The sequence below is a fragment of the Pseudomonas sp. QC2 genome (assembly GCF_002859085.1).
Lineage (GTDB): Bacteria > Pseudomonadota > Gammaproteobacteria > Pseudomonadales > Pseudomonadaceae > Aquipseudomonas > Aquipseudomonas petroselini.
The window spans coordinates 18,595-42,898 of record NZ_PKKS01000014.1 but is presented as its reverse complement, the minus strand read 5'-3'; the positions used below and the strand labels follow the sequence as shown (position 1 = coordinate 42,898).

Here is a 24,304-nt window from a genome sequence, read left to right as displayed (position 1 = left end):
AGGCAACAGCGTATTACAGAACCTACCGACAATGGGAGGCGGCCTGGAAGGTGGTAATCACCGTGAGCACGAAGGGGTTCAAAAGCCCTCACGGAGATTACGCACCTTCCAGGCCGCCTCCTACACACCCGATACTTCTTACGTGGCTGCAAACTGCCCAGCCGTTCCAAGTGTGTAAAAATAAAATTCACGCCCGGCAAAACGCCAAGGGAACCCCGCTCGCGCACCAACGCCTGATATGCAAGGATGTCGCGCCGGACATCGTTCGTTGAACGCCAAACCAAGGACTTTTCATGACTGCCATCTCCACCTCAGCGCCCGTGGTTCCCGGGCGGCTGGAGCAAATGTCGACCCGTATCGCCTTCTTCATTGCCGGCTTCGGCATTGCCGCCTGGGCACCGCTGGTGCCGTATGCCAAAGCCCGTGCCGAACTGAGTGAAGGCACACTGGGCCTGCTGCTATTGTGCCTGGGCGTCGGCTCGATCATTGCCATGCCCGCAGCGGGTGCCTTGGCATCGCGCTTTGGTTGCCGACGCGTGCTGAGTGCCGGGACGATCATGATCTGCCTGGCTTTGCCGGTGTTGGCGACGGTCAGTTCGATTCCGTTGCTGATGGCAGGTTTGTTCCTGTTTGGTGCCGGTTTAGGCACGGTGGATTCCACCGTCAATCTGCAGGCCGTGATCGTCGAACGTGCCAGTGGCAAGACGATGATGTCCGGTTTTCACGGGCTGTTCAGCCTGGGTGGGATTATCGGCGCGGCGGGGGTCTCGGGATTGCTCGGGTTGGGCCTTTCGCCACTGCAGGCAACCCTGGTGGTGATCGTCATCACGCTGGCGGCACTGCTCAAGGCGGCACCGCACCTGCTGCCGTACGGCAGTGAAAGTTCGGGCCCGGCGTTTGCCGTTCCGCGTGGCGTGGTGCTGTTTATCGGTTGCCTGTGCTTTATTGTGTTTCTGGCCGAGGGCGCAGTGCTCGACTGGAGCGCGGTGTTCCTCAGTGCCGAGCGCGGCCTGGACGAAGCCTATGCAGGCTTGGGTTACGCAGCCTTTGCCTTGACCATGACGCTCGGACGGTTGACCGGTGACGCCATCGTGCGCCGGCTGGGCGCTACTCGGGTGATTGTGGCCGGCGGTGCACTGGCAGCGGTCGGCACATTCCTCGCCACCTTGTCACCGGCTTGGGAAATGGCCTTGCTGGGATATGCACTTGTAGGTGCCGGGTGCTCGAATATCGTCCCGGTGCTGTATACCGCTGTCGGCAAACAGAACGTCATGCCAGAACACATTGCCGTGCCGGCCATTACCACCCTGGGCTATGCGGGGATATTGGCCGGACCTGCCTTGATTGGGTTCATCGCCCATGGCAGCAGCCTCGCTACGGCCTTCCTGTTGATCGCAGGGTTGCTGGCAGCGGTGGCGGTGAGTGGAAAAATACTGCGGGTATGAACGTAAAACAACACGAGTTGCTGGCGTTTTTCAAGCAACTCGTGCCGCCTGCGCGCGTCTTTAATCGGCCTTCTCTTTCTTGTCGTTTTCCAGCCAGCGATCAAGGCTGTAGTTCTTCAACCACCCATCGTCGTTACGGCTGCCGAACAGGCTGAAACCATTGGCCTTGTGACTGTCCAGAGAGTCCATTAACCCGGGTCTCTCCGTGAGATTCTTGGCGAGGTACACCTCTTGCTCACTGTATTTTTTCAACGGAAACCCGGTGCGCGGATCCCGTACCGCTTCACCGTTGTTGTCCGTTACGTTAGGGTCCTTGCTGATCTCGGCAATCGTTTCCCTTTTCACGTACCGGTGTTTTTCTGAGCCAAAAAAGGGATTGAAGTCTTCCGACTTGTCCCGCCAATCATCAAATTTCCCCCTGAATGCCTGCACGACCTGAGCATCGGTTTTCGCATGGTACGGATCGGCGCTCTGGGTATTGGGGTTGGTATTGCCGATCTGTGAGTCGCCCGCTTTGGCAAGGCTTTCATGGGTGATTTCACCGCCTTTGGCAACAATCGCATCGTTCAGCCGGGGACGGTTGAGTATCTCTCGCGCCAACATGATGGTGCGCTCCGACACCTTGCTGCTGCTGGGTTCTTCTTTGGCTATTTCCTGCAAAGATCCCTGGGTCAGTCGGCCATCTTTCTTGAAGGCGTCCAATAATGGCAGGTTGTTCTTCAGGTCGGTCGCCAGCAAGTGGTCGTCTGAGCTGACAAAAGGGTTCCCAACTTTCGTCATGCCTCCATACAGATTCTGGCCGTCAAAATGCCGATCGGCGCCGTTCGCGAAACGGGAGTTGAGCGGCTGAGACGCCGGCAGCGGCTTACCCAATGCGCGGGCATCTACCTCATAGCGCGACTGACCACTACCCGCACCTGCCGAGGGCTTATTCGGCGCAGTTGATCCCGCCGCTTGCGTATAGCCCAGATTATTGACACTACCAATCATGATTCACCTCCACCCTATCTAGATTCCGTAGCCTGGGCCTTGATTGCCTGATCCTCGAAAATGCATCGAAATCAACATGGCACAAGCACCGATTGAGTGGTGCTCAGAAAACAATGGTTCCGAAGACTGCCGTCCAAAACGCCGGACTTACCCCAGTGAATCTTGAGCGTTTGTAACCCGCGCACCTGGCCGGACCATTCCTGGCGTGGAACAGCCCACTAGCGGCTGGACAACTTGTGCCAAAGGTTGGCAAATAGGCAGAGCAAAGGATTGGACCCTGGCTCTTCAGTGATCGCTCGAGAGCCTTTGTCAAAATCTTCGGCGGTAGGCGCCTTGAAGCTGAACTTAGGCGAGGATGTGAGGTTAAGCCCCTGCGGCTGGGACGTTCCCGGGGTCTCTGGCTGTTGCGCAAGCGTAGCCATGGCCGAGACGTCGTACTGGGAGTGACGGGATTCAAATGATGTCGAGTTCATGGTCCAGACCTAATCCGGTAGATGAAGGCCCCCATCGGTAGTCAATGACCGGTGGATATTTACTCTGTGGTGCGTTTTTGAAAACGGTTCCTGCGGGTGTATCTGTATTTCCCGTACCACGCGTTTGCCAACCTCTGCCGCGCAGTCCGCGACAGAGGGCTGCCCCACACCTAACGAAGCAGTTGGTACAACTCCTGCTGAGAGATCTTTCCATCGCGACGCCAACCGTCAACGTTGTCCATCATCGACCTGAGGTCCGAACGGGCCATCACTTCCCTCGACAGCTGGGTGAGATGGTCGCTGAACGGGTTGCCGGTCAACGCTTGCGACGCACGTGCGCTAAGGTCGCGGAGCTTGATCGTGCTGTTGAAGTAGCCGCCCTTCAGAGAATTGAAATGGGTCAGCATTTCTCGCACGAGTTGCTTGTCGTTATTCAACTTCAACGGGTTATCGGAACGAACAACACTACTGATGTCGTCCTTGGACAAACGGCCATCCAATGCCCCCGTACTGCCATTTCTATCGAGCGCTTGCATCAGACCGGGACGCCGCAACAGTTCCTTCGCCAGTCGGATATTCGGGTCCAGGGAGGGGTTGCCGGTCAACGGTCGATTGGCCATCTTCTGCACGCTCTCGGGCGTCACACTGCGTGAAGGCCAGCGGCCCTTGAACGCCCCATAATTATCCAGAAGCCCCTGGGCCAATTGCTCATTACTTTGTTTAGAGTAATAAGGGTCCGGTAACGTCGGGTCTGGACGCGGCGGCGGGCCGGGGTTCGGGCGCACACCGTCCGGCACTGGGCGCGGCGGCGGACCACCGAATACCGGGCCGCTTTGGCTGGACTGCGATGTGAAACTGACACCTACCGTGATCTGGGCACTTGATGAGGTACCAGACCGCTCAGTATTGGGTTTTGCCTCTGCAAGAGGGGCATTATCGGTGGAGGGAGCGACGCTCTGATTGAATGCTGATACCGACATTTGGTTCTCCAGTTCAGTGTGTTCAGGCGCCTGACCTCACCGTCCCAGCGACCCTGACGCTCAATAAGCCGTCCAGGCAACCAGCAGAGGCAGGCATATCCTGTGTGGCAGAACGGTGGGAAGCGGTTCCTGAGACAGCTGAAAACTTCCAGAACCCAAGTAGGAAGAGCATCGGCAGGGTTGAGAGATAACCCCCTATGTTGGACAGCATTACCGCCCAACCTGAGCAGGAAGCGCGGCAATGTGGTGAGTCAACGGCGGATCAGAACCTAATGGGGAGCGCTCACCTGTTTGAGACGGCTGAGTTTTTCGCGGCTGCCGCACACGCTCATCTGGCACCATTTGCGCTGTTTGTTCTTGGAAATGTCCATGAACACCCAATCGCAGTCCGTGGCACTGCAACTGCGTAGCGCGTGCAGATCACCCGAAACCAGCAACTGCGTGGCCTCGATAGCCAGGCGTCCCAGCACCATGGCCGTCAGTTCCTGCGCCGTGGTGCAGGCTTTCCACGCCCAGGCGGGCTTACCGTCGACGGACCGCAGCACCCGCCAGGCGACGCCTTGCTGGAACATCTGGTTGATCTGCTGCAAGGCCTCGTCGGGGGCGGCGTGATTCATTGATAACGGATAGAACACCTCATACAGGCATTCCCTGAACGCAATAACCGCGTCCAGGTCCGGTTGGTAGGCGATCGACGACTCGAACACCATGGGCTTGTAGTCATCAAACTCTCGGGCTGAGATCAATGACGCATGCAAGGCCCATTCGAAGAAAAACTGAAAACTGGTGAGCCGCTCTTCGATGACCTTGAGTGCGGTGCCGGGACGCCGGCCATTGGTGGTATTGATAAAGTCCAATACCCGGGCCCCACCAATCAGACGGATCGATTTTGCAGTGCCCGTAAAATGTGTCATGCCTGCTCCTGAAAAAACACGTTCTCCCTGCGATGGCGCAGATTACCTTGTTTTTTCGAGTTGCAGACATTGGCATCTCGGCGCAAAGACCAACGGCTAAGTGCGAGCGTCGTTGCGCGCCACCCAGTCCAGAATCGTCTCGACAGACTGCGCCACTGAAAGCGCCTGGGTATTCAAGTGCACTTCCGGAAACACCGGCACGTCATAGCGGGAGTCAATCCCGGTGAAGTGCTTGATCAAGCCTGCGCGGGCTTTTTTATACAGCCCCTTGGGGTCACGCTCTTCGGCGGTTTCCAACGGCGCATCCACATGCACTTCGACAAAAAACTCATTGCCGATGATCGAGCGCGCGTAATGCCGGCTGGCCGACGAAGGTGAAATCAACGCCACGATCACCAGCAACCCCGCCTCCAGCATCAACCGCGCCACTTCGGCGACCCGGCGGATATTCTCATCGCGGTCGCTGTCGGTAAAACCCAGGTCCCGGCACAGCCCGCCACGCACCGAATCGCCGTCGATAATGGCGGTGAGCCGCCCTTGTTCCTGCAGGGCAATATCCAGCGCATCGGCAATGGTCGACTTGCCTGACGCAGAGATACCCGTCATCCAGATCACGGCTGGCTTATGGTTCGTTTGCGCGTGTTCGGTGCGCCGGTGGTTGAACGCAAACGCATGCAGATTCTGGTTTGGACTGTCTGGAAAATAACTCATGGCCGCTCACCCTCCGTCACCGAAACAGGTTGTTTACCCAGCATGAACACCATCACGCATTGCACGAACAGCAGCAGCGCAACCACCCAATACACGGTCGAGAACGACCCGGTCAGGTCCTTGGAAAAACCGCCGAGGAAATTGCCGCACACCCCACCCAGGCCGATCAATACGTTGGCAATACCGAAGGCCTGGGTCAGTCGGCTGACCGGCACAATTTGCCCGATGTAACTGGGGACCAGCCCGAAGATGGGATAGAACGCCAGCGCAAACAAAAACGCGGCCAGGTAGAACAGCGGGAGGCTGTTGAAACTGAACACCAGGGTGGCGGCCAGCCCCGCACTCAGGAAACACATCGCCAGCGACGCCCGCACCCCCACCTTGTCGGCAATCCAGCCCACCAAAAAGCCCGACGCCATGCCCACGGCGCCGATGGTGGTCCAGATAAACCCGGCATCCTGGACCGACACACCCAGTTCATCGCGAAGGAACGGCGCCAGGTAAGTCTGGAACGGCAGCAGCGCCATGCCATTGAGGAAGGCGATTGCCCAGGTCAGGTACAACGAGCGGCTGAGCCAGGGTTGGCGGCTGTCAAACGCAGTGGCTCGCTCCCCGGCAAACCCGCGGTCCTGGCTGGCGGCCAGGTTGCGCAACAGAAACCAGGCCACCACGCACAGGGCCACCGAGATCAGCCCGGCGGTGAGCCAGATCGAGCGCCAGCCGCCATTCAGGGTCAGGAACGACACCAGCAGGCCGTTGATAAACACGCCATAGCTGGTGCCGCTGGAGATCAGCCCCATGACCCGCGAGCGATTGCCGGGGCTGAAGCCCTTGGTGACGATTTCCGCCAACGGGATGTACACCGAGGCGGAACAGCCGCCGAGCAGGATCAGCAGGGCTCCCGATAACCAAATGCTGTCACTGACACTCAGGCCCAACAGCGCCAGGGAGGTCATCACCGTGGACACCAGGCTGATTTTCCAGCCCTCGAAATACCGGCTGATCACGCTGGTGACCGATGAAAACAGCAGGAAGCCGATCTGCGCGCCGCCGGTGATCAGGCCCACCGTGGTGTAGTCGAAACCGATGTCGCGACGCATGTCCACCACCAGGTTGGCGAACAGGTAAACGCCAAAGCCATAGGTACTGGCCACGAACCCTGTGAGGACAACCGCCAGCACGACGCTGTCCAATGGGCGGGCATTGCTCTGTACAAGTGTGCTCATCAAGCCTCCTTATTCGGCGCGCGCAGTGTGGATGACGAAATCACAATCCATCATGTCGTAGTCACGTTCGAAATCACCGTAGCTCTCATGGTCGGTAAACCCGGACTTGAGCACCTCCCCCTTCAATTCCCCCGGCAACAGGGGGTAAACCTGCAGCCTGTACTGCTCCTCGTTATCGAACGAATAGATGAACTCACACAGGTGCTCATCAACCCGCCCCAGGCTGACCGAAGCCTTCGTACCGCAGTAGTAGTACTGACCGCTGGCTTTGAATTTGCCGGCACGGATGGCGAAGAAATTGCGCTGATCCACAATCAGCAGGCCACCGGGCTTGAGCAAGGCCCTGAATTTCGCCAGCACCCGCAACCGATCGTGCGCGGCGAACACATGGCACAGTGAACTGCCCAGGCACACCACCGCATCGAACTGGCCAAGCTCCTGGGAATCCAGTGAATGCCAGTCGCGGTAATGGGACTGGATGTCCAGACCGTGTTTGCGAAAGTTCGCTCGCGCCTTGGTCAACATGGTGCTGCTGCCATCCGTGGCGACGACATCGAAGCCCGCCTGCTTGAGCTGCACCGCATGAAAGCCACTGCCCGTCGACACATCGATCACCGACTGCACGCCGTGGCGTCGCAGCAGCTTTTCGAAGAACCCGTCCTCCCCTTCCTTGCGCTTTTCCCAATCAATCAACTCATCCCAACGCTCGACGAAATCCGCCGAATACTGCGTGGCATAACTGGCGACTTCGTTGTGCTTACGCCCCGACATCTGATTCATCACACACCTACCAGGTTGAATTCTTGAAGGACAGGTACTTGCTCGCCAGTTCGTAGGCGAACTCGGCGGACTGCTCGATCGACATGGTGTGCTTGGAATAGCCCAGCATCGATTGCATGACGGCCATGCACTGCGGGTTGTACGTGACGGAACCATCGCAATGGATTTCGTCGATGCCATCCTGGCTCTGGCAGATCGTGTTGATGCGCACCGCCTCGTCCATTGGGCAAGCCTCGGAGAACTGCACCTCGATCCGCCCGTCCTGCAACTGCACCGGATAGCCGCCCGGAAGCCCGAGAGGGCCTGGCGCATGCACCAACACCGGCGTGGACGAAAACAGCCCTTCGATGACGGTGACGGCGGAGCACGCGGTGAGGAACTGCCCGTCCACCCCACCCAGGCGGCGGTACTCGGATTTCACCGTAGAAAAAATCGCCTCGGCCGGCAGGCGAGCCACCTCCGGCCGGTCGCGCACCTCATACAACAGGCGGTAGCTGGCACGTGGAGGCAGGCCACCGCGTGGCACGTAATGGCTGAAGTAATGCTGGGCATACAGCTGCACCTGCACATCGGCGGGCGCACATTCGAGCAACCGCGCAATGGAAAAACGCACGGCGGGAATCAGGTTGGCCACATTGCCCACGCCGATGTCCGGCGCCAGACCGATGCGCGCCAGGATCGGGTTGACCGCATCCGGGAACGCTGCGTTCACGGTCTTGGTGGTGATGCCGGACGCTTTTACTGCTTGCATCAGGCAATGCATCAACGTCAGGTGCATCGGCAGCCAGGGGCCGAACTGGGCCTGGTCGAGCTTTTCAAAGGAGAGCTTGGGCAACCCGGTGATGACCCGCCATGACTGCAGCGATGCACAGTTCACCAGCATGTCAGGGGCTTCTTCACGCAGCAGCCGCGCGACCTTGCCGATGTCGGTCAGGTCGGCAATCACCGGCTTTATCGCGATGAACTGCCCCAGCTGTGCGCACGACAACGCCACCAGGTTGCATAACCGAATCGTTGCTTCTTCAGTGCGGCCCAGCACTACAAATTCGAAGGCGTTCTTCGGCGCCAGAATCTTGAGGATCTGCAGGCACAGGTTGCCGGCGCCCACCAGCAGCAGTTTTTTCTTGCGCACTGGATGGCTCATCGTGGGTAGGCTCCATTGTCGACCGGAATCACCCGGCCGGTGATGTGCCGCATGGCATCACCGACCAGCAGCAAGATGACCTCGGCCACCCCACTCGGCAGGATCGGGTCCTTGAGGACCTCCTGGCGGGCATATTCGGCGCGTCGGTATTCGGGGATGGTGCCGTAGATGGCGGTTTCATGAATCAGCGCCGGCGACACCACGTTCACCCTCACGAACGGGGCAAAGTTCCAGGCGTTGGCCTTGGTCAGGCCGATCACCGCCGCCTTGGTGGCGCCGTAGAGAGCGTCGCAGCTGCCCACTTCACCGGCCACCGAGGCGATATTGACGATGCTGCGCGGGGCTTCGTGCCGCATTTCCCGCTCGGCGAAATCCTTGGAGAGGTACACCAGGGCCTTGAGGTTGACGGTGAGGATCTCGTCTATCTGTTCGTCGGAATAGGCGTAGACACTTTTACCGTGGTAAATGCCGGCGTTATTGACCAACCCATAAATAGTCGCATGGCGCTCATACAGCGTAGGAATAAAACCCTTGATAACGTTCATGTCGGAAAAGTCCGCAACATGCGCCTCGAAGACATCGGCACCGTAAAGACCTTGCAGTACGTTCAGACCTTCGGCGTCCTTGTCGGCACCGATAACGAAGTAGCCCTGTTGAATCGCCATCTCTACAGTTGCCCGACCAATTCCGTTGGCTGCCCCGGTCACAATCAGCTTTTTCATACAACAATCCTTATTGACAAAACTCATTCATGCGCGCGTAAAAAGTTTGATGGTATTCGTACATTTCCTTTAATTTCGGAAACTGCTCGAATGCCCGCAAGTCGACCGATGTTTTTTCCGGCGACACAATACGCTCACTGTTTTCTGCAGCCACATGCCAACTGCGCCAGGTTTTCCATTGTTGTGGGCATTCGCGCTTCCACGTCATTGCGTGTGGCAGAAACTCAATACCCAAGTAATCACACAGTTTGCGAATCACCCGTTCCGGATCGGCGGCCAGGTCATCCGCATTAATCACATAAGGCACGTTGCCTGTCAGTTTGGTGACCACACAGAAGATGTCGTACAACGCTTTATGCCCAATGGCCTGCAACGGCATATCAGGGTGCACCCGATGATGAGAAATAATGCTGCTGGCGGGTTCGCGAATAAGAAAGATATTGGCCTGTTGCGCGAGAAAACCACTGTCCACTTTTAAATCGTCCAGGCAGTGGTAACACATATCTTTGTGAAACACATTAGTGCGTTCGCGGGCCTTGAGTAGATGCTCTTTTATACCCTGGTAAGTCGTGGGCAAACTGTGGTCCCACTCATCCGAAGGAATCGCCGAATCCGCTGAAAACGCCATATGCGCAAAGGGCTCGTGGAAAACCTCGAAATCCCCCCGCTCGATAAACACCCGCTCCAGCACGGTGGAGCGCGAACGTGGATGTGCCCACAACCCGATCATCCGGTTCATGCGATCACCCCGAATTCGGCCGCCAGCAACGCGTTGAGGGCGCGCTTGAAGGGTTTTGTCACCGGGCAGAGCCGAACGCAGTAGTCGGCCAGGCGCCGGTGTGCGCTGTTGGCCTCATTGCAGGCATTGAGGAAGGCCTCGTGGTTGCCAAAGTCGTACGGCTCGATGCTGTCGACAAAGTAGGCTTCATAGAAGTACGGGATGCGAATCAGCTTCGCGAACGTCGACGCAGGCGGCTTTTGTGGTCCCACGGCGGGCACTACCGGTTTACCGTGGCTTTCACGCTCGACCAGAAACTCCACGATGTCGGGGGTCAGCGTGTAGCAGGTCGCGGTCTGCCCGGTCTTTTCCAGGTGCCAGCAGTGCTTGTTGCCCCGCTCGTCCACGTCGACCTTTATGCTCGACAGCAGGGTTTTGACCGGCACGGTCGAGGCCGCCACCAGCGCCTGGATCTGCTCGTAAATCATCAACTCGGCCCAGCGCAGTTCCTCGGCGCTCAATGCCAGGCCGCGTTCGGCCGCTTGCAGCGTGAATTCAGGCTGGCAGGCGAAACGCCCAATCATGAAGGTGATAACGTGTTTGCAGTGGGCGGTGTCGACACCGTTGCTGCGCGCCGTCGCCAGGCCGCGCTCGATGGCCTGGATGCCGGCTTGGAACTGAGCGACCGTGAAGCAGAAGGTGATATTGACCGACGCGCCTTGGGCCACCAGTTGTTCGACTGTTGCCATGCCTTCCAAGCTGCCCGGCACCTTGACCATCACGTTCGGTGCCAGGCGCTGCAGCTCCAGGCCCCTGGCCGTCATGCGCTCGGCGCAGCGCACATCCACCGGGTCGACCTGCGCGGAAATCCAGCCTTCGGCCTGTGCCGATTGCACCCAGCGCGGCTGGAGACTCGCGGCCCCTTCGATGATGACTTCGTTGTACAGCTGCTTGCGCAACTCATCCGGAGAGAGGCTGGCAAGGTTGAAGCGTGAAGACCAATACTCACGCTTTTCGAGGATAACGGCCGTCACCAATCGGGGGTTGGTGGTCACACTGCACAAGCCCCAGGGTTTGGAAAAATCATCCGGCATCAACCTTTCTATATAGGTAGCCGCCGCCGGGTACTTTTCCAGCAAGTGGTGTTTGTAAGGCAGGTACACAGCAGGCGATGAATCCCACCAAACTTGCGAACATTGATCGTTGCGCTTAAGTTGTTCCAGGTAACCAAGTGTGTTCACGACGCCTCCTCCCTGAGTAATGAGATCAATTAAAAACGGTCAGTAATTCACGTATATCGGTAATCGGCACTGCGCCGACTGCGACCAACTGTGAATGCCGATACGTCGGACCAAAACCGATAACACTAATATTGGCAGCGACCGCCGCCTGAATACCCGTAACACTGTCTTCAATCACCAACGCGTCACTGACATCGACGTTGTAAGTGTCACACGCCGTCAGGAACACCAACGGATCAGGCTTCCAGCGACCGACTTCATAACAACTGAATATTCGCCCTTCAAAATAAGAAAACAGTCCAGCAATACGCAGACAGTGTTCTATCTTATTGCGCGGCGCACTTGAGGCGACGCAATAGGGAACCTTCAGGCTTTCCAATACTTCAACCATCCCCTCAGTCGCCTTCAAACTGAGTGTCAGTGCTTCCAGGGCCTGCTGGCGAAAACGCTGTTCAAACTCAGTGTCCAGCGTGAGATTTAATATCTGTTCAGCTTCGCGCAGACAATCCGCAATCTTGCGACCACGGAAGTGTTCAATAAAGCGGGTTACATCAAGCAACCTGTCGCGCGAAGCAAGCGCATTAAGCATGGAGATCAACACAGACAGGGTTATTTCTTCACTTTGGACGAGTACGCCGTCGCAATCGAAGATAATTAACTTAGGCACGCCAACTAAGGCCGCTGCTTTTACCTGACCAGGTAGTTCCCCTATATCGGCCGAAAGGCACATAGGTATCTCTTATAGGTGGCCCCGCGATGACTTCCGAACTACCAACGGAGCGGGTTGAGGTGTGCCTATAAGACACGTGGCGAAAAAGCCTGTCAAACGCTTTTGAGCGGTTTTTTAGTATCTTATGGTTATTTTTTATAGTTCTGTTATTCCATTTTTCACCATGGTTGTAGTCGCTAAAATCACACGGATGAACTTCCCCTGCGCGCGGCCAGTCAGCTACTGGAACTCACGTATTTAAGGTCGGTGAGCAATGCGTATCTCTTTGGAGCAACAAGTGGCCCTGGTGACAGGCGCCAGTTCAGGAATCGGCGCCGGCGCGGCCAAGGCCCTGGCGCAAGCCGGAGCGGCCGTGGTGCTGAATTACAACAGCCAGGCCGCGCCGGCCGAGGCCCTGGCGAAGCAGATCAACGCCGAGGGTGGCCGGGCGATTGCCATCGGCGCCAACGTTTCAATAGAAGAAGATGTGGAACGGCTGTTTGCTCAGACCCTGGATGCCTTCGGCCACCTGGACATTCTGGTGGCCAACTCCGGCATGCAGAAGGACGCCAACCTGGTGGACATGACCCTTGACGACTGGAATGCGGTGATCGGCGTCAACCTGACGGGCCAGTTCCTGTGTGCCCGCGCTGCGGTGCGCATCTTCAATCGCCAGGGCGTGCGCGAAGGCGTGTCGCGGGCTGCCGGCAAAATCATCCACATGAGCTCGGTGCACCAATTGATCCCGTGGGCCGGGCACGTGAATTACGCAGCATCCAAGGGCGGCGTGGAAATGCTGATGCGCACCCTCGCCCAGGAAGTCAGCGAACAGCGCATCCGCATCAACGGCATTGCGCCGGGGGCAATCCGTACGGCGATCAATCGTGCCGCCACCGAAGGCGCGGCAGAAAAAGAGCTGCTCAAGCTGATTCCCTATGGTCGCGTAGGCGATGTGGAAGATGTGGCCAACGCCGTGGTGTGGCTGGCCAGCGATGCCTCCGACTATGTCGTAGGCAGCACACTCTTTATTGACGGCGGCATGAGCCTTTATCCGGAGTTCCGTGGCAATGGTTGATTTGAAGAACGAACCACAGAGCGCCATCGATGCCCACGGCATCATTGGCGATATGCGCAGTGCCGCATTGGTAAACGACAAAGGCAGTATCGACTTCTTCTGCTGGCCGGAATTCGACAGCCCGTCGATCTTCTGCTCGCTGCTGGACAGCCCTGATGCCGGGATTTTCCAACTCACTCCGGACCTGCCCAACGCGCGCCGCGAACAGATCTACCTGCCCGACACCAACGTGCTGCAAACCCGCTGGCTCAGCGACGAAGCCGTGGTGGAGATCACTGACCTGCTGGCCATCAGCGAAGAAATCGATGACCTGCCGTTGCTGATCCGCCGGGTGCGAGTAGTCAGTGGCAAGGCCAATATTCATCTGCGCTGCGCGGTACGGCATGACTACGCCCGCACGCCGACCCACGCCAACATCGACGACGGCACCGTCGTCTTCAGTGCCGACGGCCAACCCGGCCTGCGCCTGTCCGGCAGCCATCCACTGCAGATCAAGGACGGCGCCGCCGTGGCCAGCTTTGTCCTGGACCAGGAAGAAGGCGCCGAGTTCGTCCTCGGCGGCCAGGACGATGAACGCGTGGACAGCCGTTGCACCGACCTGGCACTGGCCCACACCTTGAAATACTGGCGTGGCTGGATAGCGCAGTCGAACTACCGTGGACGCTGGCGCGAAATGGTCAACCGCTCGGCGCTGGCCCTCAAGCTGCTGACCTCGCGCAAACACGGCGCGATCATCGCCGCCGCCACCTTCGGCTTGCCCGAAACGCCGGGCGGCGAACGCAACTGGGACTACCGCTACACCTGGATCCGCGATGCGTCGTTCACCGTCTACGCTTTCATGCGCCTGGGCTTTGTCGAAGAAGCCAACGCCTATATGCGCTGGCTCAAAGGACGGGTCAGCGACTGCTGCAGCCAGCCGACCAAGATCAATATCCTGTACGGCATCGACGGTCGCCAGGAATTGCCGGAGGCCGAACTCGATCATTTTACCGGCCACGGCGGCGCGAAACCGGTGCGCATCGGCAACGAGGCGTTCGACCAGATCCAGCTGGACATCTACGGCGAGCTGATGGACGCGGTGTACCTGGTCAACAAGTACGGGGAAGCCATCTCCCACGAGGGTTGGAAACACACCGTCGATGTCGCCGACCAGGTCTGCGAAATCTGGAACACCGAGGACGTGGGCATCTGGGAAATGCGCGGCGAGCAGCATCACTTCCTGCACTCGCGGCTGATGTGCTGGGTCGCGCTGGACCGCGCCATCCGCCTGGCGTCCAAGCGTTCGCTGCCGGCGCCATTCGCGCGCTGGGACCAAACCCGCCAAGCGATCTACGCCGACATCTGGAGCAATTTCTGGAACGAAGAACGCGGGCATTTCGTGCAGCATACCGGCAGCACCGCGCTCGACGGTTCGATGCTGCTGATGCCATTGGTGCGCTTTGTCGCGGCGACCGATCCACGCTGGCTTTCGACCTTGGAAGCCATCCAGAAAAGCCTGGTACGCGACGGTATGGTCTACCGCTACCGCAACGACGACAGCCAGATCGACGGCCTGCAAGGCACCGAAGGCGCGTTTGCGGCCTGCTCATTCTGGTACGTCGAATGCCTGGCCCGTGCCGGTCAAGTGGAAAAGGCCCATTTGGAATTCGAACAACTGCTGCGCTACGCCAACCCCTTGGGTTTGTACGCCGAAGAATTCGACAGCCAGGCGCGCCACCTGGGCAATACGCCCCAGGCCTTGAGCCATCTGGCGCTGATCAGCGCGGCGACCTTCCTGGACCGTAAGCTCAGCGGCGAGAAAACCACCTGGCAACCCTGAGGTGGCGTGTGCATGATGGGCAGGCCCTCGACCACGGTCTCGACACGTCACGCTACGGCCTTCAATCGTGCGCCATCCCGTCACGCCCATCGGCTAGCGTTCCAGCACCTGAAAGGAGCCCACCATGACCACCGCGTTCCCCCTGCACTCCGTGCGCACTTCCATGCTCGACATGGCGTATGAAGCCCACGGCCCTGCCGAGGGTGCGCCGGTGATCCTGCTGCATGGTTTCCCCTACGACCCGCGCGCCTATGACGAGATCGCGCCGGTGCTGGCCGCGCGCGGTTGTCGGGTGTGGGTGCCGTATCTGCGCGGTTATGGCCCGACGCGGTTTATCAATGAGCAGGTGATGCGTTCCGGGCAGCAGGCAGCGTTGGCCAAGGACCTGCTGGACTTCATGGATGCGCTGGGCATTGCGCAAGCCACCCTCGCCGGCTATGACTGGGGTGGGCGTGCCGCGTGTATCGTCGCGGCGCTGTGGCCCGAACGGGTGCGTGGGTTGGTGACCGGCGATGGCTACAACATCCAGGACATCGGCAAATCCCTCACGCCACGCACGCCTGTGACGGAGCATCGCTTGTGGTACCAGTTCTACTTTCACACCCAGCGCGGTGTCGACGGTTTGACTGCCAACCGCCGTGAGCTCTGCAAGCTATTGTGGTCACTGTGGTCGCCGTCCTGGGCCGAAGGGCCGGGCCTGTATGACCAGACGGCGGCGTCGTTCGATAACCCGGATTTTGTCGAGGTGGTGATTCACTCCTATCGCCACCGTTTCATGTATGCGCCCGGCGACCCGGCGTTGGAATCCATCGAGCAGGCCCTGGCACTGCAACCGACGATTTCGGTGCCGAGCATTTCGTTGTGCGGCGCCGATGACGGCGTAGGTCCGCCGCCCGAGGTGGATGATGACGTCGAGCATTTCAGCGGGTTTTACCGGCGCCAGGTGTTGCCAGGCGTGGGCCACAATATTCCTCAGGAAGCGCCGCAAGCCACGCTTGATGCGCTGCTGGCGTTGCTGGGCGAAAAGCGCTCGCGGTAGGCCTGGGGCGTCACGTCCAGCGCGCGCAGGAAGCTGCGCCGCAACGTTTCTTCACAGCCAAACCCGCACTGCACAGCGATGCGTTTGATCGACGCCGTGCTGTCGGCCAGTTGTCGGCGCGCGGTTTCGACGCGGATCAATTCGACGGCACGCGCCGGAGTCTGGCCGGTTTCGGCGCGGTAATGGCGCACGAAGCTGCGCTCGCTCATGCCCGCTTGGGCGGCCAGGGTGGGAATGTTCAGGTCCAACGTCAGGTTTTCGGCCATCCAGGCGTGGAGCTCGGCGAAACGGTTGTCATCTTTTTGCAGGGACAGCGTCACGCTGAATTGCGACTGGCCACCGGGGCGCTTGAGGAACACCACCAAGTGCCGCGCCACTTCCAAGGCCACCGCGCGGCCCAGGTCTTCTTCCACCAGCGCCAGGCACAGGTCGATGCCGGCGGTGACACCGGCGGAGGTCCAGACGGCGCCCTGCTGGATGAAAATCGGGTTGGACTCCACCGTCAACGAGGGGAACTTGCGCGCCAGCTCTTCGCAACGCGTCCAGTGGGTGGCCACGCGGCAACCGTCGAGCAGGCCACTGGCGGCCAGCAGGAAGGCGCCGGTGCACACCGACGCCATGCGCCGCGTGTGCTCGGCTTTTTCCCGCACCCAATCGACCAGCGCCGGGTCTTCGGCGGCGCCGTATACACCCCAGCCCCCTGCGATCACCAGCGTGTCGCACGGCGTATCGACGGCAGGCAGCGGCTCGGCCACCAGCGCCAGACCGGCGGAAGTCATCACCGGCTGCGCCTGCGCGGCGATCACCGAGACGGCATACGGCAAGGGTTCGCCGCGCTGGCGCGCCAGGTCATTGGTGGAGGCGAACACTTGCAGCGGCCCGGTGACATCGAGCACTTGGGCGTTATCGAAAGCGAGTACATGGACGATTCGAGGCATGATTGGCGTGATTCGTGGGCTCAATGGCGTATTCGCCAAAGCCTAGGCCTCTAGAGTGAAGCCGTCCACCCCTTTGACGGAGCTTCATTCATGACCTTGCAGATCGGCTTTCTGTTGTTCCCCGGCATCCAGCAGCTGGACCTCACCGGCCCTTATGACGTACTGGGTTCGTTGCCGGATGTGAAACTGCACCTGGTGTGGAAAGACCGGGAACCCGTCACCTCCAGCACCGGCCTGGTGTTCACCCCGACCATGACCTATGCCGAGTGCCCACGCCTGGATGTGATCTGCGTGCCCGGCGGTTCCGGCGTGGGCGCACTGATGGAAGACCCGCAGACCCTGGACTTCCTCAAGGCCCAGGCGCAAACCGCGCGCTACGTGACCTCGGTGTGCACCGGCTCGCTGGTACTGGGCGCGGCGGGTTTGCTGCGTGGCCGCCAGGCGACGACCCACTGGGCCTACCACGACATGCTCGCCCCGCTCGGCGCCATCCCCGTGCAGGCCCGCGTGGTGCGTGACGGCAACCTGCTGACCGGCGGCGGCATCACCGCCGGCATCGACTTCGCCCTGAGCCTGGCGGCCGAACTGTACAGCGAAGCGGCGGCGCAGCTGGTGCAATTGCAGATCGAATACGCGCCGGCGCCCCCCTTCAACTCCGGCCGCCCGGACACCGCGCCCCAGCACGTGCTGGAAGAAGCCAACAAACGCACCACCGAATCGCGCAGGGTGCGCGGCGAGATCGTCGCACGCGCGGCTGCACGGTTAGGCTGATTCTGCAAAACACCTGCAAGCGCCGGCTCGCCGGCGATAACCAAAGTTATCGACACAACTGTGCAGCCCCTCCACTAACCACGATGCGAAGCGAGCCGCTCTTGATCTTGATCTTGATCTAGCTTTTGATCTCAAGCGCCCCGTCAAACACGCTGGCCGGAATTCGACAGGGATTTGGGGGGTAAACCGGCAGGGATGCCGGTTTAGCCGCCCCGCGCCATGGATGGCGCGTGGCGGCGGCCCCCCAAATACCTGTCGGATTACGGGCACACCGAGCGTGAGCGAGGTGCCGAGTGTTGGGGCAAGAGCCTTTTTGGTTACTTTTGGGGCTCTTTTCCAAAAGTGACCCGCCGTAAGGGCGGAACCCATAGCAGCCGTGACCTAAATAACGGATATGTACCCGGTCTGACCCAGCACCCACATCGCCCGCCAGGCCGCCTTCGCGAGCAAGCCCACTCCCACATTTTGATCGCGGTGCAACAGTCAGATTGCGGTCGGCCGTTAGGCCGCCCGCGGGAGCAAGCACCCTCGCCACAGGTCCACGGTGAACCTCATACACCGAGGTACCCACATCGCAGGCTAGCCAGCTCCCACATTTGGCTAAGCCGTGCTCTCAAGTCACGCAGGCCGAGACATCACCGCCAAACGCACCGCCAGTACCGTCAGCACCGTCGCCAAGCCCCATTTCTGTAGCCAAGCACCTTTTGAGCGACCAGCAAAAAACCGCCTCAGCGCACCCCCAAAAATACCCAGCAGCACATGAAATACAGCTGCAATCAAGGTCAACACCCCCCCAAGCACCATCAACTGCACCGCAATGGCCCCTGCTTCCGGACGTACAAACTGCGGCAAAAACACCACAAAAAACAACAACGCCTTAGGGTTGAGCAGGCTATTGAGCATGGCCTGCAGAAACACCCGGCCCAAGGGCACGCGGTTGATGTGCGCCGCGTCCGGCCCAGGGCTTTTCTGCAAGGTCTTGAACACCAGCCACAACAGGTAGACCACCCCCGCATACCGGATCACATCAAAGGACGGCGGCCAACTGGCAACCAACGCCGTCACTCCGGTAGCGGTCAAGGCCGTCAACAGCACGTCGGCCACGCCGATACCCAGGGCCGATGCCATCCCCCCGCGCCAACCGTGGGTGACGCCATGGCTGATCACAAAGGCCATGTTCGGCCCCGGGGACAACAGCAACAACAGCACAGCACCGGAAAAAACCGCCAGGGTCGCCAGGTCGATCATGCTCAAGCCTTCCACCGGGAAAAGCCTGCAGATTAGTCCGTGCACCCAGGGCGGACAAAAAATTGTGCTGGATACATTGCGCTGCGGCACTTGCGAAGGGTTACGCCCAACGACTGTGTGATGCGAAACATTATTAATTAAGACGGCTGCGCCTGGATGCCCGGACCGTGGCCCTCAACGGCAACAATTTGTTCGACAAAAGCTATTACAACACGGTCGGCACCGCCTCCTGGGGCAACTTCTACGGTGAACCACGCAATTTTACAGTGAGTTTGAAAAGCAACTTCTGCTCCGGCGAAAGCCCCGGTGGCAGGGCACTAAGTGCGCCCTGCCAGACCCTCTTTGTCCCCCTTTTCTACCTCGTTTCGAAAAAGGTTTCGCCTTTAAGCAGGCAAAATCCTGCATTTGTTCCTACACTCAAAAACACAGCCAATGACTGAGTTTTCAGACAAGGAACGTCAATAAAATGCCTCAAAAAAGACCGTTTAACCTATCTAGCACGCCACTCCCGCAGCATCGTCAATCAATTGACTAACCATACAAGGAACACTCCTTTAGTCACTACCCCCGCAAGATCAATTCAAATGGTTAGTTGTTTTTGTATCGTGCATTTGAATTGGAAAGTTGCGTATTACCCAGAGTAGTCGTTCGGCCTACGTTCTAAAGCGGCTCGCCGCCTTATTGAGCCAATAGCCGAACAGTGGAATCTGGAGTGCAATGAGGGATGTTTATATGCGAGATAAGTCGTCCGTCGACAGCCTGTTTTTAACGCGCGCCGGTTTTGTTGAGTTCTTTGTTGTATTCGTCAAGTTGATCCATGGCTTGAGTGCCATTTTACCCCCACTGGTCCTGGTGCTCATCCTGGACCCGATGGACCCCGAGCTGCGCGCCCACTTCCTGGGCCTGCTGGTTTTTTTCGCGGTCCTGACCATTATTCTGTTCCAGGCCCTGGGCATCTATTCCGAGGAATTGTTCAGCAACCGCCTGCGCCTGAAAATCAAGATCAAGGCCTGGACCGCGGCGTTTTGCATTCTGCTGTTCATGTACCAGATCCTGCAGTTTTTCCCGCAATTGACCCCGCGTAACCTGGTGGTCTGGTACATCGCCAGCCTGGGCTTGTTTTGCCTTGAGCGCCTGGTGATGCTGCGCCTGTACAGCCGGCTGATGCGCGCCGGCAAATACCTGCAACGCACGGTGATCCTGGGGTTTACCGACACCGCTGTGCATGTCGCCGATCACCTGCAGCGCAACGGTGATATCCGCTCCGGGTTGGTGGGGTTTATCGACGACCGCACCGAGCGCATTCCCAAGGAACTGAGCAACCTGCCCCTGCTGGGCAACACCCGCGACTTGGAAAAGCTGATCCGCGCCGAGCAGGTCAATCAGGTGATGATCTGCCTGCCCTGGGCCGCCGAGCAGCGCATCCACGGGCTGGTCAACCGCCTGCGGCAGCTGTCGGTGAATGTCATGCTGGTGCCGGACATGGCTGCCCTGCGCTACGGCCATAGCAAAATCACCGATGTGGGCGGCATCTTGATGTTCAACACCTCGCAGTTGCCGCTGCGCGGCTGGTCGCCGGTGATCAAACGCTGCGAGGACTTACTGTTGGCCAGCCTGGCGCTGGTGTGCCTGTCACCAGTGATGTTGGCGACGGCGATTGCGATCAAGCTCGACTCCAAGGGCCCGGTGCTGTTTCGCCAGAACCGCTATGGCTACAACGACAACGAAATCCGCGTGTTCAAATTCCGCTCGATGTACACCGACCAGAGCGACTTCACCGCCGAACGCCAGACCACCCGCGAAGACCCACGTATCACCCGCGTGGGCCGCATCATCCGCAAGACCAGCATCGACGAGCTGCCACAGCTGTTCAACGTGCTACTGGGCAACATGTCCATGGTCGGCCCGCGCCCGCATGCCACCGCGACCAAGGCGGCAGGCGTTCCCTTCGAGGTGGCGGTGAGCGAATACAGCTCACGGCACCGGGTAAAACCGGGCATCACCGGCTGGGCGCAGATCAATGGTTACCGGGGCGAGACCGACACCCTGTTCAAGATCCAGAAACGTGTCGAGTACGACTTGGAGTACATCTCCAAGTGGTCGGTGTGGTTTGACTTGTACATCGTCTTCATGACGGTCCCCGCCGTCCTTTCCACCAAGGAAGTGTATTGATGAACACACTCAACGGATTAATTCCCTGCATCATTTCCGGTGGTTCGGGCACGCGGCTGTGGCCGGTGTCGCGGCAGAACATGCCCAAGCCGTTCATGCGCATGCGCGATGGCCAGAGCCTGCTGCAGAAAACCTTCCAGCGCGCGGCCAAATTGCCCGGCGTGGAAAGCGTGTTGACGGTGACCAACCGCGACCTGCTGTTCCGCACCCTGGATGACTACCGCCTGGTCAACAAGGCCCACCTGCCCCTGGACCTGTTGCTCGAACCGTTCGGCCGCAACACGGCGGCAGCGATTGCCGTGGCGGCGCTGCATGTGCAGGAACATTTCGGCGGTGAGGCGCAGTTGCTGGTGATGCCCGCCGACCATCTGATCCTCAATGAAGTGGCGTTCGCCGAGGCCGTGGCCCAGGCCCGCGACCTGGCCGAAGCCGGCTACCTGGTGACCTTCGGCATCCAGCCCGATCACGCGGAAACCGGCTTTGGCTATATCGAACAGGGCGAGCCGCTGAGCACCGGCAACCGGGTCAAGCGCTTCGTCGAAAAACCCGACTTGGCCACCGCCCAGGGCTACCTCGACGGCGGCAAGCACCTGTGGAACGCCGGCATGTTCTGCTTCAAGGCCAGCACCCTGGTGGAGGAACTCGCCGCCCATGCCCCCGACGTGCTGGAATCCGCCCGCGCCGCGCTGGACCACAGCCAGAGCCTGCAAAACAAAACCTCACGCCAGCGTGAACTCGACTCGGAAGCATTCGGCAGTGCGCCGGATGTGTCCATCGACGTGGCGCTGATGGAGAAGTCCAAGCAAGTCGCCGTGGTGCCCTGCGACATCGGCTGGAGCGATATTGGCTCGTGGGAGGCCCTGCGCCAGCTCACCCCCAGCGATGCGCATGGCAACCAAGTCAATGGCGAAGCGATTTTGCATGACGTGCACAACTGCTACATCGACTCGCCCAAGCGCGTACTCGGCGCCGTGGGCGTGCGCGACCTGATCATCGTCGACACCCCCGATGCGCTATTGATCGCCGACGCCCACCGCAGCCAGGACGTGCGCTACATCGTTGCCGAGCTCAAGCGTCAGAACCATCCGGCGTACAGCCTGCACCGCACGGTCACACGGCCGTGGGGCACCTACACCGTGCTGGAGGAAAGCAGTCGCTTCAAGATCAAGCGCATCGTGGTCAAGCCCCAGGCGTCGCTGTCACTGCAGATGCATCACCACCGCAGCGAACACTGGGTGGTGGTCAGCGGCGCGGCGCAGATCACCAACGGCGAGCGTGAATTTTTGATCAACGCCAACGAGTCCACCTACATCCCGGCCGGGCACAAACACCGGCTGACCAACCCCGGCATCATCGACCTGGTGATGATCGAGGTGCAGAGCGGCGAGTACCTGGGCGAGGACGACATCGTGCGCTTCGACGACATCTACGGGCGCGCCCCGGCAGACGTGAAAAAATGACATGCGCACTTCATTGATCATCCCGACCCGTAACGCCTCCAGCCACCTGGCCCGCTTGCTGCCGGCGCTGAAGATGCAAACCCTGCAACCTGACGAAACGCTGGTGGTGGACAGCGCCTCCAGCGATGACACCGTGGCGCGCTTTCGCGCGTTTGGTGCACGGGTCGAGGTGATCGACGCGCGCGACTTCAACCACGGCGGCACCCGGCGCTGGGCCAGCGAACAGGTGAGCGGCGACGCGTTGATCGTGATGACCCAGGACGCGATTCCCGCCACCCCGGAAACCTTCGCCAACCTGCTCGCGGAGTTGCAGCAGGACCCACTCAACGGCGTGGCCTACGGGCGCCAGTTGCCCCACCCCGACGCCGGTGTGCTGGGCGCGCAATCGCGGCACTTCAACTACCCGGAACAGAGCCGCAGCAAAAGCCTGGCCGATGCGCCGGAACTGGGGATCAAGACCTGCTTCAGTTCCGACTCGTTTTCCGTGTACCGGCGCAGCGTGCTGCAAGCGGTGGGCGGGTTCCCGGCCGACGTGATCGGCAGCGAAGACGCTTTCGTGGCGGCGCGCATGCTGCTCGACGGCTACAAGGTGCGCTACGCCGCCACGGCGCTGGTGCATCACTCCCACGATTACAAGCTCATGGATGAGTTTCACCGCTACTTCGACATTGGTGTGTTCTATGGCCGCGAGCCGTGGATCAAGCAGGCCTTTGGCGATGCGGGGGGCGAAGGCAAGCGCTATGTGCTGGCCGAACTCGCAGCCTTGCGCAAGGCCGGCGCCTTGCACCGCGTCCCCGAAGTGCTGGTGCGCAGTGCGTTCAAACTGCTCGGCTATCGGCTGGGCCATCTGGAGCGTCGCCTCCCCCTCGCCCTCAAGCGGCGCATCAGCATGTTTCCCGGTTATTGGAGGTGAGCATCATGACCTACAGGAAGTCCCCCTTGATGAAACAAACCCTGCTCGTCGTGGCCATGATGGCCCTGGCCGCCTGCAATACACCGGCGCGCATCGTCCCGCCGGACAGCGACACCGTCGAGGCCGGCAAGCGCGCCCTCGACCAGCTTGCCCAGCTGCCACCGGCGGTGGAGCGCATCCGCATCGGCGACCAGTTGCGCATCGTGCGCGATGCCGGCGAGATGCCGACGCTGTCGGCGTTCAACGTCAGCACCATCTACGAGCTGACGCTGTACACCGTGCAGACCGACGGCAAGATCAACTACCCGTTCCTGGGGCCGATCCAGGTCGCCGGGCGCCAGCCTTCGGAGCTGGCCACGGAGCTGACCAGCAAGCTCGCCCCGGTGTACCGCGAGCCACGCGTGACGGTGAACATCAACCAGGCGCCCGCCAGTTCAATCATTGTCGGCGGCGCGGTGAACAACCCGACGGCGGTGCAAATCGCCACGGCCAACACCCTGGAGCAGGCGATTATCGGTGCCGGCGGGGTCAGCCCGGCAGGCAATGCCAGCATGGTCGCCCTGCTGCGCGAAGACGCCCAGGGCGCGTATCGCGCGTATTTCCTGGACTTCAGCCAACTGCTTAACACCGGCCCCAATGGCCGCAAACCCGTGCACCTGCAACGTGGCGATGTGGTGTTCGTGCCCAAGTCGAACGTGGGCGAGCGGATCCAAGGGGTGGACACCTACATGAACCAACTGATCCCGTTCACCAAGTCCATTGGGGTTGGCTACAACTACACCCGAACCAGCGGCGGCAACAACTAAAGGAGCGACA

Annotated in this window: 23 protein-coding genes; 10 read left to right on the top strand and 13 right to left on the bottom strand. The window is 59.9% G+C overall.

What is annotated here, in order from left to right; all coding sequences use genetic code 11:
• Positions 1-293 precede the first annotated feature (293 nt).
• Complete coding sequence (locus tag QCBJ_RS13200; protein WP_012723346.1) at positions 294-1,445, top strand: MFS transporter; 1,152 nt, start codon at positions 294-296, stop codon at positions 1,443-1,445.
• Between the two features lie 60 nt (positions 1,446-1,505).
• On the opposite strand, the gene QCBJ_RS13195 is transcribed toward QCBJ_RS13200, so the two are convergent.
• The 11 genes from QCBJ_RS13195 to QCBJ_RS13140 all read right to left on the bottom strand — a co-directional run bounded on the left by QCBJ_RS13195 (position 1,506) and on the right by QCBJ_RS13140 (position 12,074).
• Positions 1,506-2,435: a hypothetical protein gene (locus tag QCBJ_RS13195; RefSeq protein ID WP_102060976.1), complete on the bottom strand. Its 930-nt coding sequence runs from the start codon at positions 2,433-2,435 to the stop codon at positions 1,506-1,508.
• Between the two features lie 643 nt (positions 2,436-3,078).
• Entirely contained in the window at positions 3,079-3,888 is an 810-nt protein-coding gene (locus tag QCBJ_RS13185; protein WP_102060975.1) for a hypothetical protein, read from the bottom strand.
• Between the two features lie 269 nt (positions 3,889-4,157).
• Positions 4,158-4,802: a CGNR zinc finger domain-containing protein gene (locus QCBJ_RS13180; RefSeq protein WP_012723342.1), complete on the bottom strand. Its 645-nt coding sequence runs from the start codon at positions 4,800-4,802 to the stop codon at positions 4,158-4,160.
• Positions 4,803-4,898: 96 nt separating this feature from the next.
• Complete coding sequence (cysC, locus tag QCBJ_RS13175; protein WP_012723341.1) at positions 4,899-5,513, bottom strand: adenylyl-sulfate kinase; 615 nt, start codon at positions 5,511-5,513, stop codon at positions 4,899-4,901.
• Positions 5,510-6,739 carry a nitrate/nitrite transporter gene (locus QCBJ_RS13170; protein ID WP_012723340.1) on the bottom strand — a complete coding sequence of 410 codons (1,230 nt, stop codon included), beginning with the start codon at positions 6,737-6,739 and terminating at the stop codon, positions 5,510-5,512. The genes cysC and QCBJ_RS13170 overlap by 4 nt, the downstream gene beginning before the upstream one ends.
• Before the next feature lie 9 nt (positions 6,740-6,748).
• Positions 6,749-7,519 (bottom strand): bifunctional 2-polyprenyl-6-hydroxyphenol methylase/3-demethylubiquinol 3-O-methyltransferase UbiG, encoded by a 771-nt coding sequence (locus tag QCBJ_RS13165; RefSeq protein ID WP_102060974.1) that lies wholly within the window; start codon positions 7,517-7,519, stop codon positions 6,749-6,751.
• A gap of 7 nt (positions 7,520-7,526) precedes the next feature.
• Positions 7,527-8,663 (bottom strand): hypothetical protein, encoded by a 1,137-nt coding sequence (locus tag QCBJ_RS13160; RefSeq protein ID WP_012723338.1) that lies wholly within the window; start codon positions 8,661-8,663, stop codon positions 7,527-7,529.
• Positions 8,660-9,385, bottom strand: a complete 726-nt coding sequence (locus QCBJ_RS13155; protein WP_102060973.1) for an SDR family NAD(P)-dependent oxidoreductase — start codon at positions 9,383-9,385, stop codon at positions 8,660-8,662. Before QCBJ_RS13155 ends, QCBJ_RS13160 begins: the two co-directional genes overlap by 4 nt.
• 10 nt (positions 9,386-9,395) lie before the next feature.
• Positions 9,396-10,124 carry a sulfotransferase family protein gene (locus QCBJ_RS13150; RefSeq protein WP_012723336.1) on the bottom strand — a complete coding sequence of 243 codons (729 nt, stop codon included), beginning with the start codon at positions 10,122-10,124 and terminating at the stop codon, positions 9,396-9,398.
• On the bottom strand, positions 10,121-11,344 hold the full coding sequence (locus tag QCBJ_RS13145) for a transaldolase family protein (RefSeq protein WP_093544965.1): 1,224 nt from the start codon (positions 11,342-11,344) through the stop codon (positions 10,121-10,123). Before QCBJ_RS13145 ends, QCBJ_RS13150 begins: the two co-directional genes overlap by 4 nt.
• Positions 11,345-11,369: 25 nt before the next feature.
• Positions 11,370-12,074 carry an HAD family phosphatase gene (locus tag QCBJ_RS13140; protein WP_102060972.1) on the bottom strand — a complete coding sequence of 235 codons (705 nt, stop codon included), beginning with the start codon at positions 12,072-12,074 and terminating at the stop codon, positions 11,370-11,372.
• 253 nt (positions 12,075-12,327) lie between these two features.
• Here QCBJ_RS13140 and QCBJ_RS13135 point away from each other — a divergent pair, with 253 nt between their 5' ends.
• From QCBJ_RS13135 to QCBJ_RS13125, 3 genes are all read left to right on the top strand, one after another.
• Entirely contained in the window at positions 12,328-13,128 is an 801-nt protein-coding gene (locus QCBJ_RS13135) for a glucose 1-dehydrogenase (protein WP_064055447.1), read from the top strand.
• The gene (locus QCBJ_RS13130) at positions 13,121-14,947 is read left to right on the top strand and encodes a glycoside hydrolase family 15 protein (RefSeq protein WP_102060971.1); all 1,827 of its coding nucleotides are present in this window, start codon (positions 13,121-13,123) and stop codon (positions 14,945-14,947) included. Before QCBJ_RS13135 ends, QCBJ_RS13130 begins: the two co-directional genes overlap by 8 nt.
• A gap of 124 nt (positions 14,948-15,071) precedes the next feature.
• Positions 15,072-15,986, top strand: a complete 915-nt coding sequence (locus tag QCBJ_RS13125; protein ID WP_102060970.1) for an alpha/beta fold hydrolase — start codon at positions 15,072-15,074, stop codon at positions 15,984-15,986.
• Here QCBJ_RS13125 and QCBJ_RS13120 read toward each other — a convergent pair.
• Positions 15,920-16,924, bottom strand: coding sequence for a GlxA family transcriptional regulator (locus tag QCBJ_RS13120; protein WP_043205119.1), 1,005 nt, complete (start codon positions 16,922-16,924; stop codon positions 15,920-15,922). The genes QCBJ_RS13125 and QCBJ_RS13120 overlap by 67 nt on opposite strands.
• 90 nt (positions 16,925-17,014) lie before the next feature.
• On the opposite strand from QCBJ_RS13120, the gene QCBJ_RS13115 reads away from it, so the two are divergent.
• On the top strand, positions 17,015-17,695 hold the full coding sequence (locus tag QCBJ_RS13115; RefSeq protein ID WP_093544956.1) for a DJ-1/PfpI family protein: 681 nt from the start codon (positions 17,015-17,017) through the stop codon (positions 17,693-17,695).
• A 618-nt stretch (positions 17,696-18,313) separates the two neighbouring features.
• On the opposite strand, the gene QCBJ_RS13105 is transcribed toward QCBJ_RS13115, so the two are convergent.
• Complete coding sequence (locus QCBJ_RS13105; RefSeq protein ID WP_102060969.1) at positions 18,314-18,943, bottom strand: LysE family translocator; 630 nt, start codon at positions 18,941-18,943, stop codon at positions 18,314-18,316.
• Between the two features lie 167 nt (positions 18,944-19,110).
• Here QCBJ_RS13105 and QCBJ_RS30690 point away from each other — a divergent pair, with 167 nt between their 5' ends.
• The 5 genes from QCBJ_RS30690 (at position 19,111) to QCBJ_RS13080 (ending at position 24,294) form a co-directional block, all read left to right on the top strand.
• Complete coding sequence (locus tag QCBJ_RS30690; RefSeq protein WP_080943355.1) at positions 19,111-19,383, top strand: TonB-dependent receptor; 273 nt, start codon at positions 19,111-19,113, stop codon at positions 19,381-19,383.
• A 292-nt stretch (positions 19,384-19,675) separates the two neighbouring features.
• Positions 19,676-21,115, top strand: coding sequence for an undecaprenyl-phosphate glucose phosphotransferase (locus QCBJ_RS13095; RefSeq protein ID WP_046036744.1), 1,440 nt, complete (start codon positions 19,676-19,678; stop codon positions 21,113-21,115).
• The gene (locus tag QCBJ_RS13090) at positions 21,115-22,575 is read left to right on the top strand and encodes a mannose-1-phosphate guanylyltransferase/mannose-6-phosphate isomerase (protein ID WP_012723326.1); all 1,461 of its coding nucleotides are present in this window, start codon (positions 21,115-21,117) and stop codon (positions 22,573-22,575) included. The genes QCBJ_RS13095 and QCBJ_RS13090 overlap by 1 nt, the downstream gene beginning before the upstream one ends.
• 1 nt (position 22,576) lies before the next feature.
• Positions 22,577-23,488, top strand: coding sequence for a glycosyltransferase family 2 protein (locus tag QCBJ_RS13085; RefSeq protein WP_012723325.1), 912 nt, complete (start codon positions 22,577-22,579; stop codon positions 23,486-23,488).
• Positions 23,489-23,517: 29 nt separating this feature from the next.
• Positions 23,518-24,294, top strand: coding sequence for a polysaccharide biosynthesis/export family protein (locus QCBJ_RS13080; protein ID WP_102060968.1), 777 nt, complete (start codon positions 23,518-23,520; stop codon positions 24,292-24,294).
• Positions 24,295-24,304 lie beyond the last annotated feature (10 nt).

Coding starts and splice junctions, on each gene's coding strand:
- QCBJ_RS13200 (WP_012723346.1), top strand. CDS start 294: ATGACTGCCATCTCCACCTCAGCGCCCGTGGTTCCCGGGCGGCTGGAG.
- QCBJ_RS13195 (WP_102060976.1), bottom strand. CDS start 2,435: ATGATTGGTAGTGTCAATAATCTGGGCTATACGCAAGCGGCGGGATCA.
- QCBJ_RS13185 (WP_102060975.1), bottom strand. CDS start 3,888: ATGTCGGTATCAGCATTCAATCAGAGCGTCGCTCCCTCCACCGATAAT.
- QCBJ_RS13180 (WP_012723342.1), bottom strand. CDS start 4,802: ATGACACATTTTACGGGCACTGCAAAATCGATCCGTCTGATTGGTGGG.
- cysC (WP_012723341.1), bottom strand. CDS start 5,513: ATGAGTTATTTTCCAGACAGTCCAAACCAGAATCTGCATGCGTTTGCG.
- QCBJ_RS13170 (WP_012723340.1), bottom strand. CDS start 6,739: ATGAGCACACTTGTACAGAGCAATGCCCGCCCATTGGACAGCGTCGTG.
- QCBJ_RS13165 (WP_102060974.1), bottom strand. CDS start 7,519: ATGAATCAGATGTCGGGGCGTAAGCACAACGAAGTCGCCAGTTATGCC.
- QCBJ_RS13160 (WP_012723338.1), bottom strand. CDS start 8,663: ATGAGCCATCCAGTGCGCAAGAAAAAACTGCTGCTGGTGGGCGCCGGC.
- QCBJ_RS13155 (WP_102060973.1), bottom strand. CDS start 9,385: ATGAAAAAGCTGATTGTGACCGGGGCAGCCAACGGAATTGGTCGGGCA.
- QCBJ_RS13150 (WP_012723336.1), bottom strand. CDS start 10,124: ATGAACCGGATGATCGGGTTGTGGGCACATCCACGTTCGCGCTCCACC.
- QCBJ_RS13140 (WP_102060972.1), bottom strand. CDS start 12,074: ATGTGCCTTTCGGCCGATATAGGGGAACTACCTGGTCAGGTAAAAGCA.
- QCBJ_RS13135 (WP_064055447.1), top strand. CDS start 12,328: ATGCGTATCTCTTTGGAGCAACAAGTGGCCCTGGTGACAGGCGCCAGT.
- QCBJ_RS13130 (WP_102060971.1), top strand. CDS start 13,121: ATGGTTGATTTGAAGAACGAACCACAGAGCGCCATCGATGCCCACGGC.
- QCBJ_RS13125 (WP_102060970.1), top strand. CDS start 15,072: ATGACCACCGCGTTCCCCCTGCACTCCGTGCGCACTTCCATGCTCGAC.
- QCBJ_RS13120 (WP_043205119.1), bottom strand. CDS start 16,924: ATGCCTCGAATCGTCCATGTACTCGCTTTCGATAACGCCCAAGTGCTC.
- QCBJ_RS13115 (WP_093544956.1), top strand. CDS start 17,015: ATGACCTTGCAGATCGGCTTTCTGTTGTTCCCCGGCATCCAGCAGCTG.
- QCBJ_RS13105 (WP_102060969.1), bottom strand. CDS start 18,943: ATGATCGACCTGGCGACCCTGGCGGTTTTTTCCGGTGCTGTGCTGTTG.
- QCBJ_RS13095 (WP_046036744.1), top strand. CDS start 19,676: ATGCGAGATAAGTCGTCCGTCGACAGCCTGTTTTTAACGCGCGCCGGT.
- QCBJ_RS13090 (WP_012723326.1), top strand. CDS start 21,115: ATGAACACACTCAACGGATTAATTCCCTGCATCATTTCCGGTGGTTCG.
- QCBJ_RS13085 (WP_012723325.1), top strand. CDS start 22,577: ATGCGCACTTCATTGATCATCCCGACCCGTAACGCCTCCAGCCACCTG.
- QCBJ_RS13080 (WP_102060968.1), top strand. CDS start 23,518: ATGAAACAAACCCTGCTCGTCGTGGCCATGATGGCCCTGGCCGCCTGC.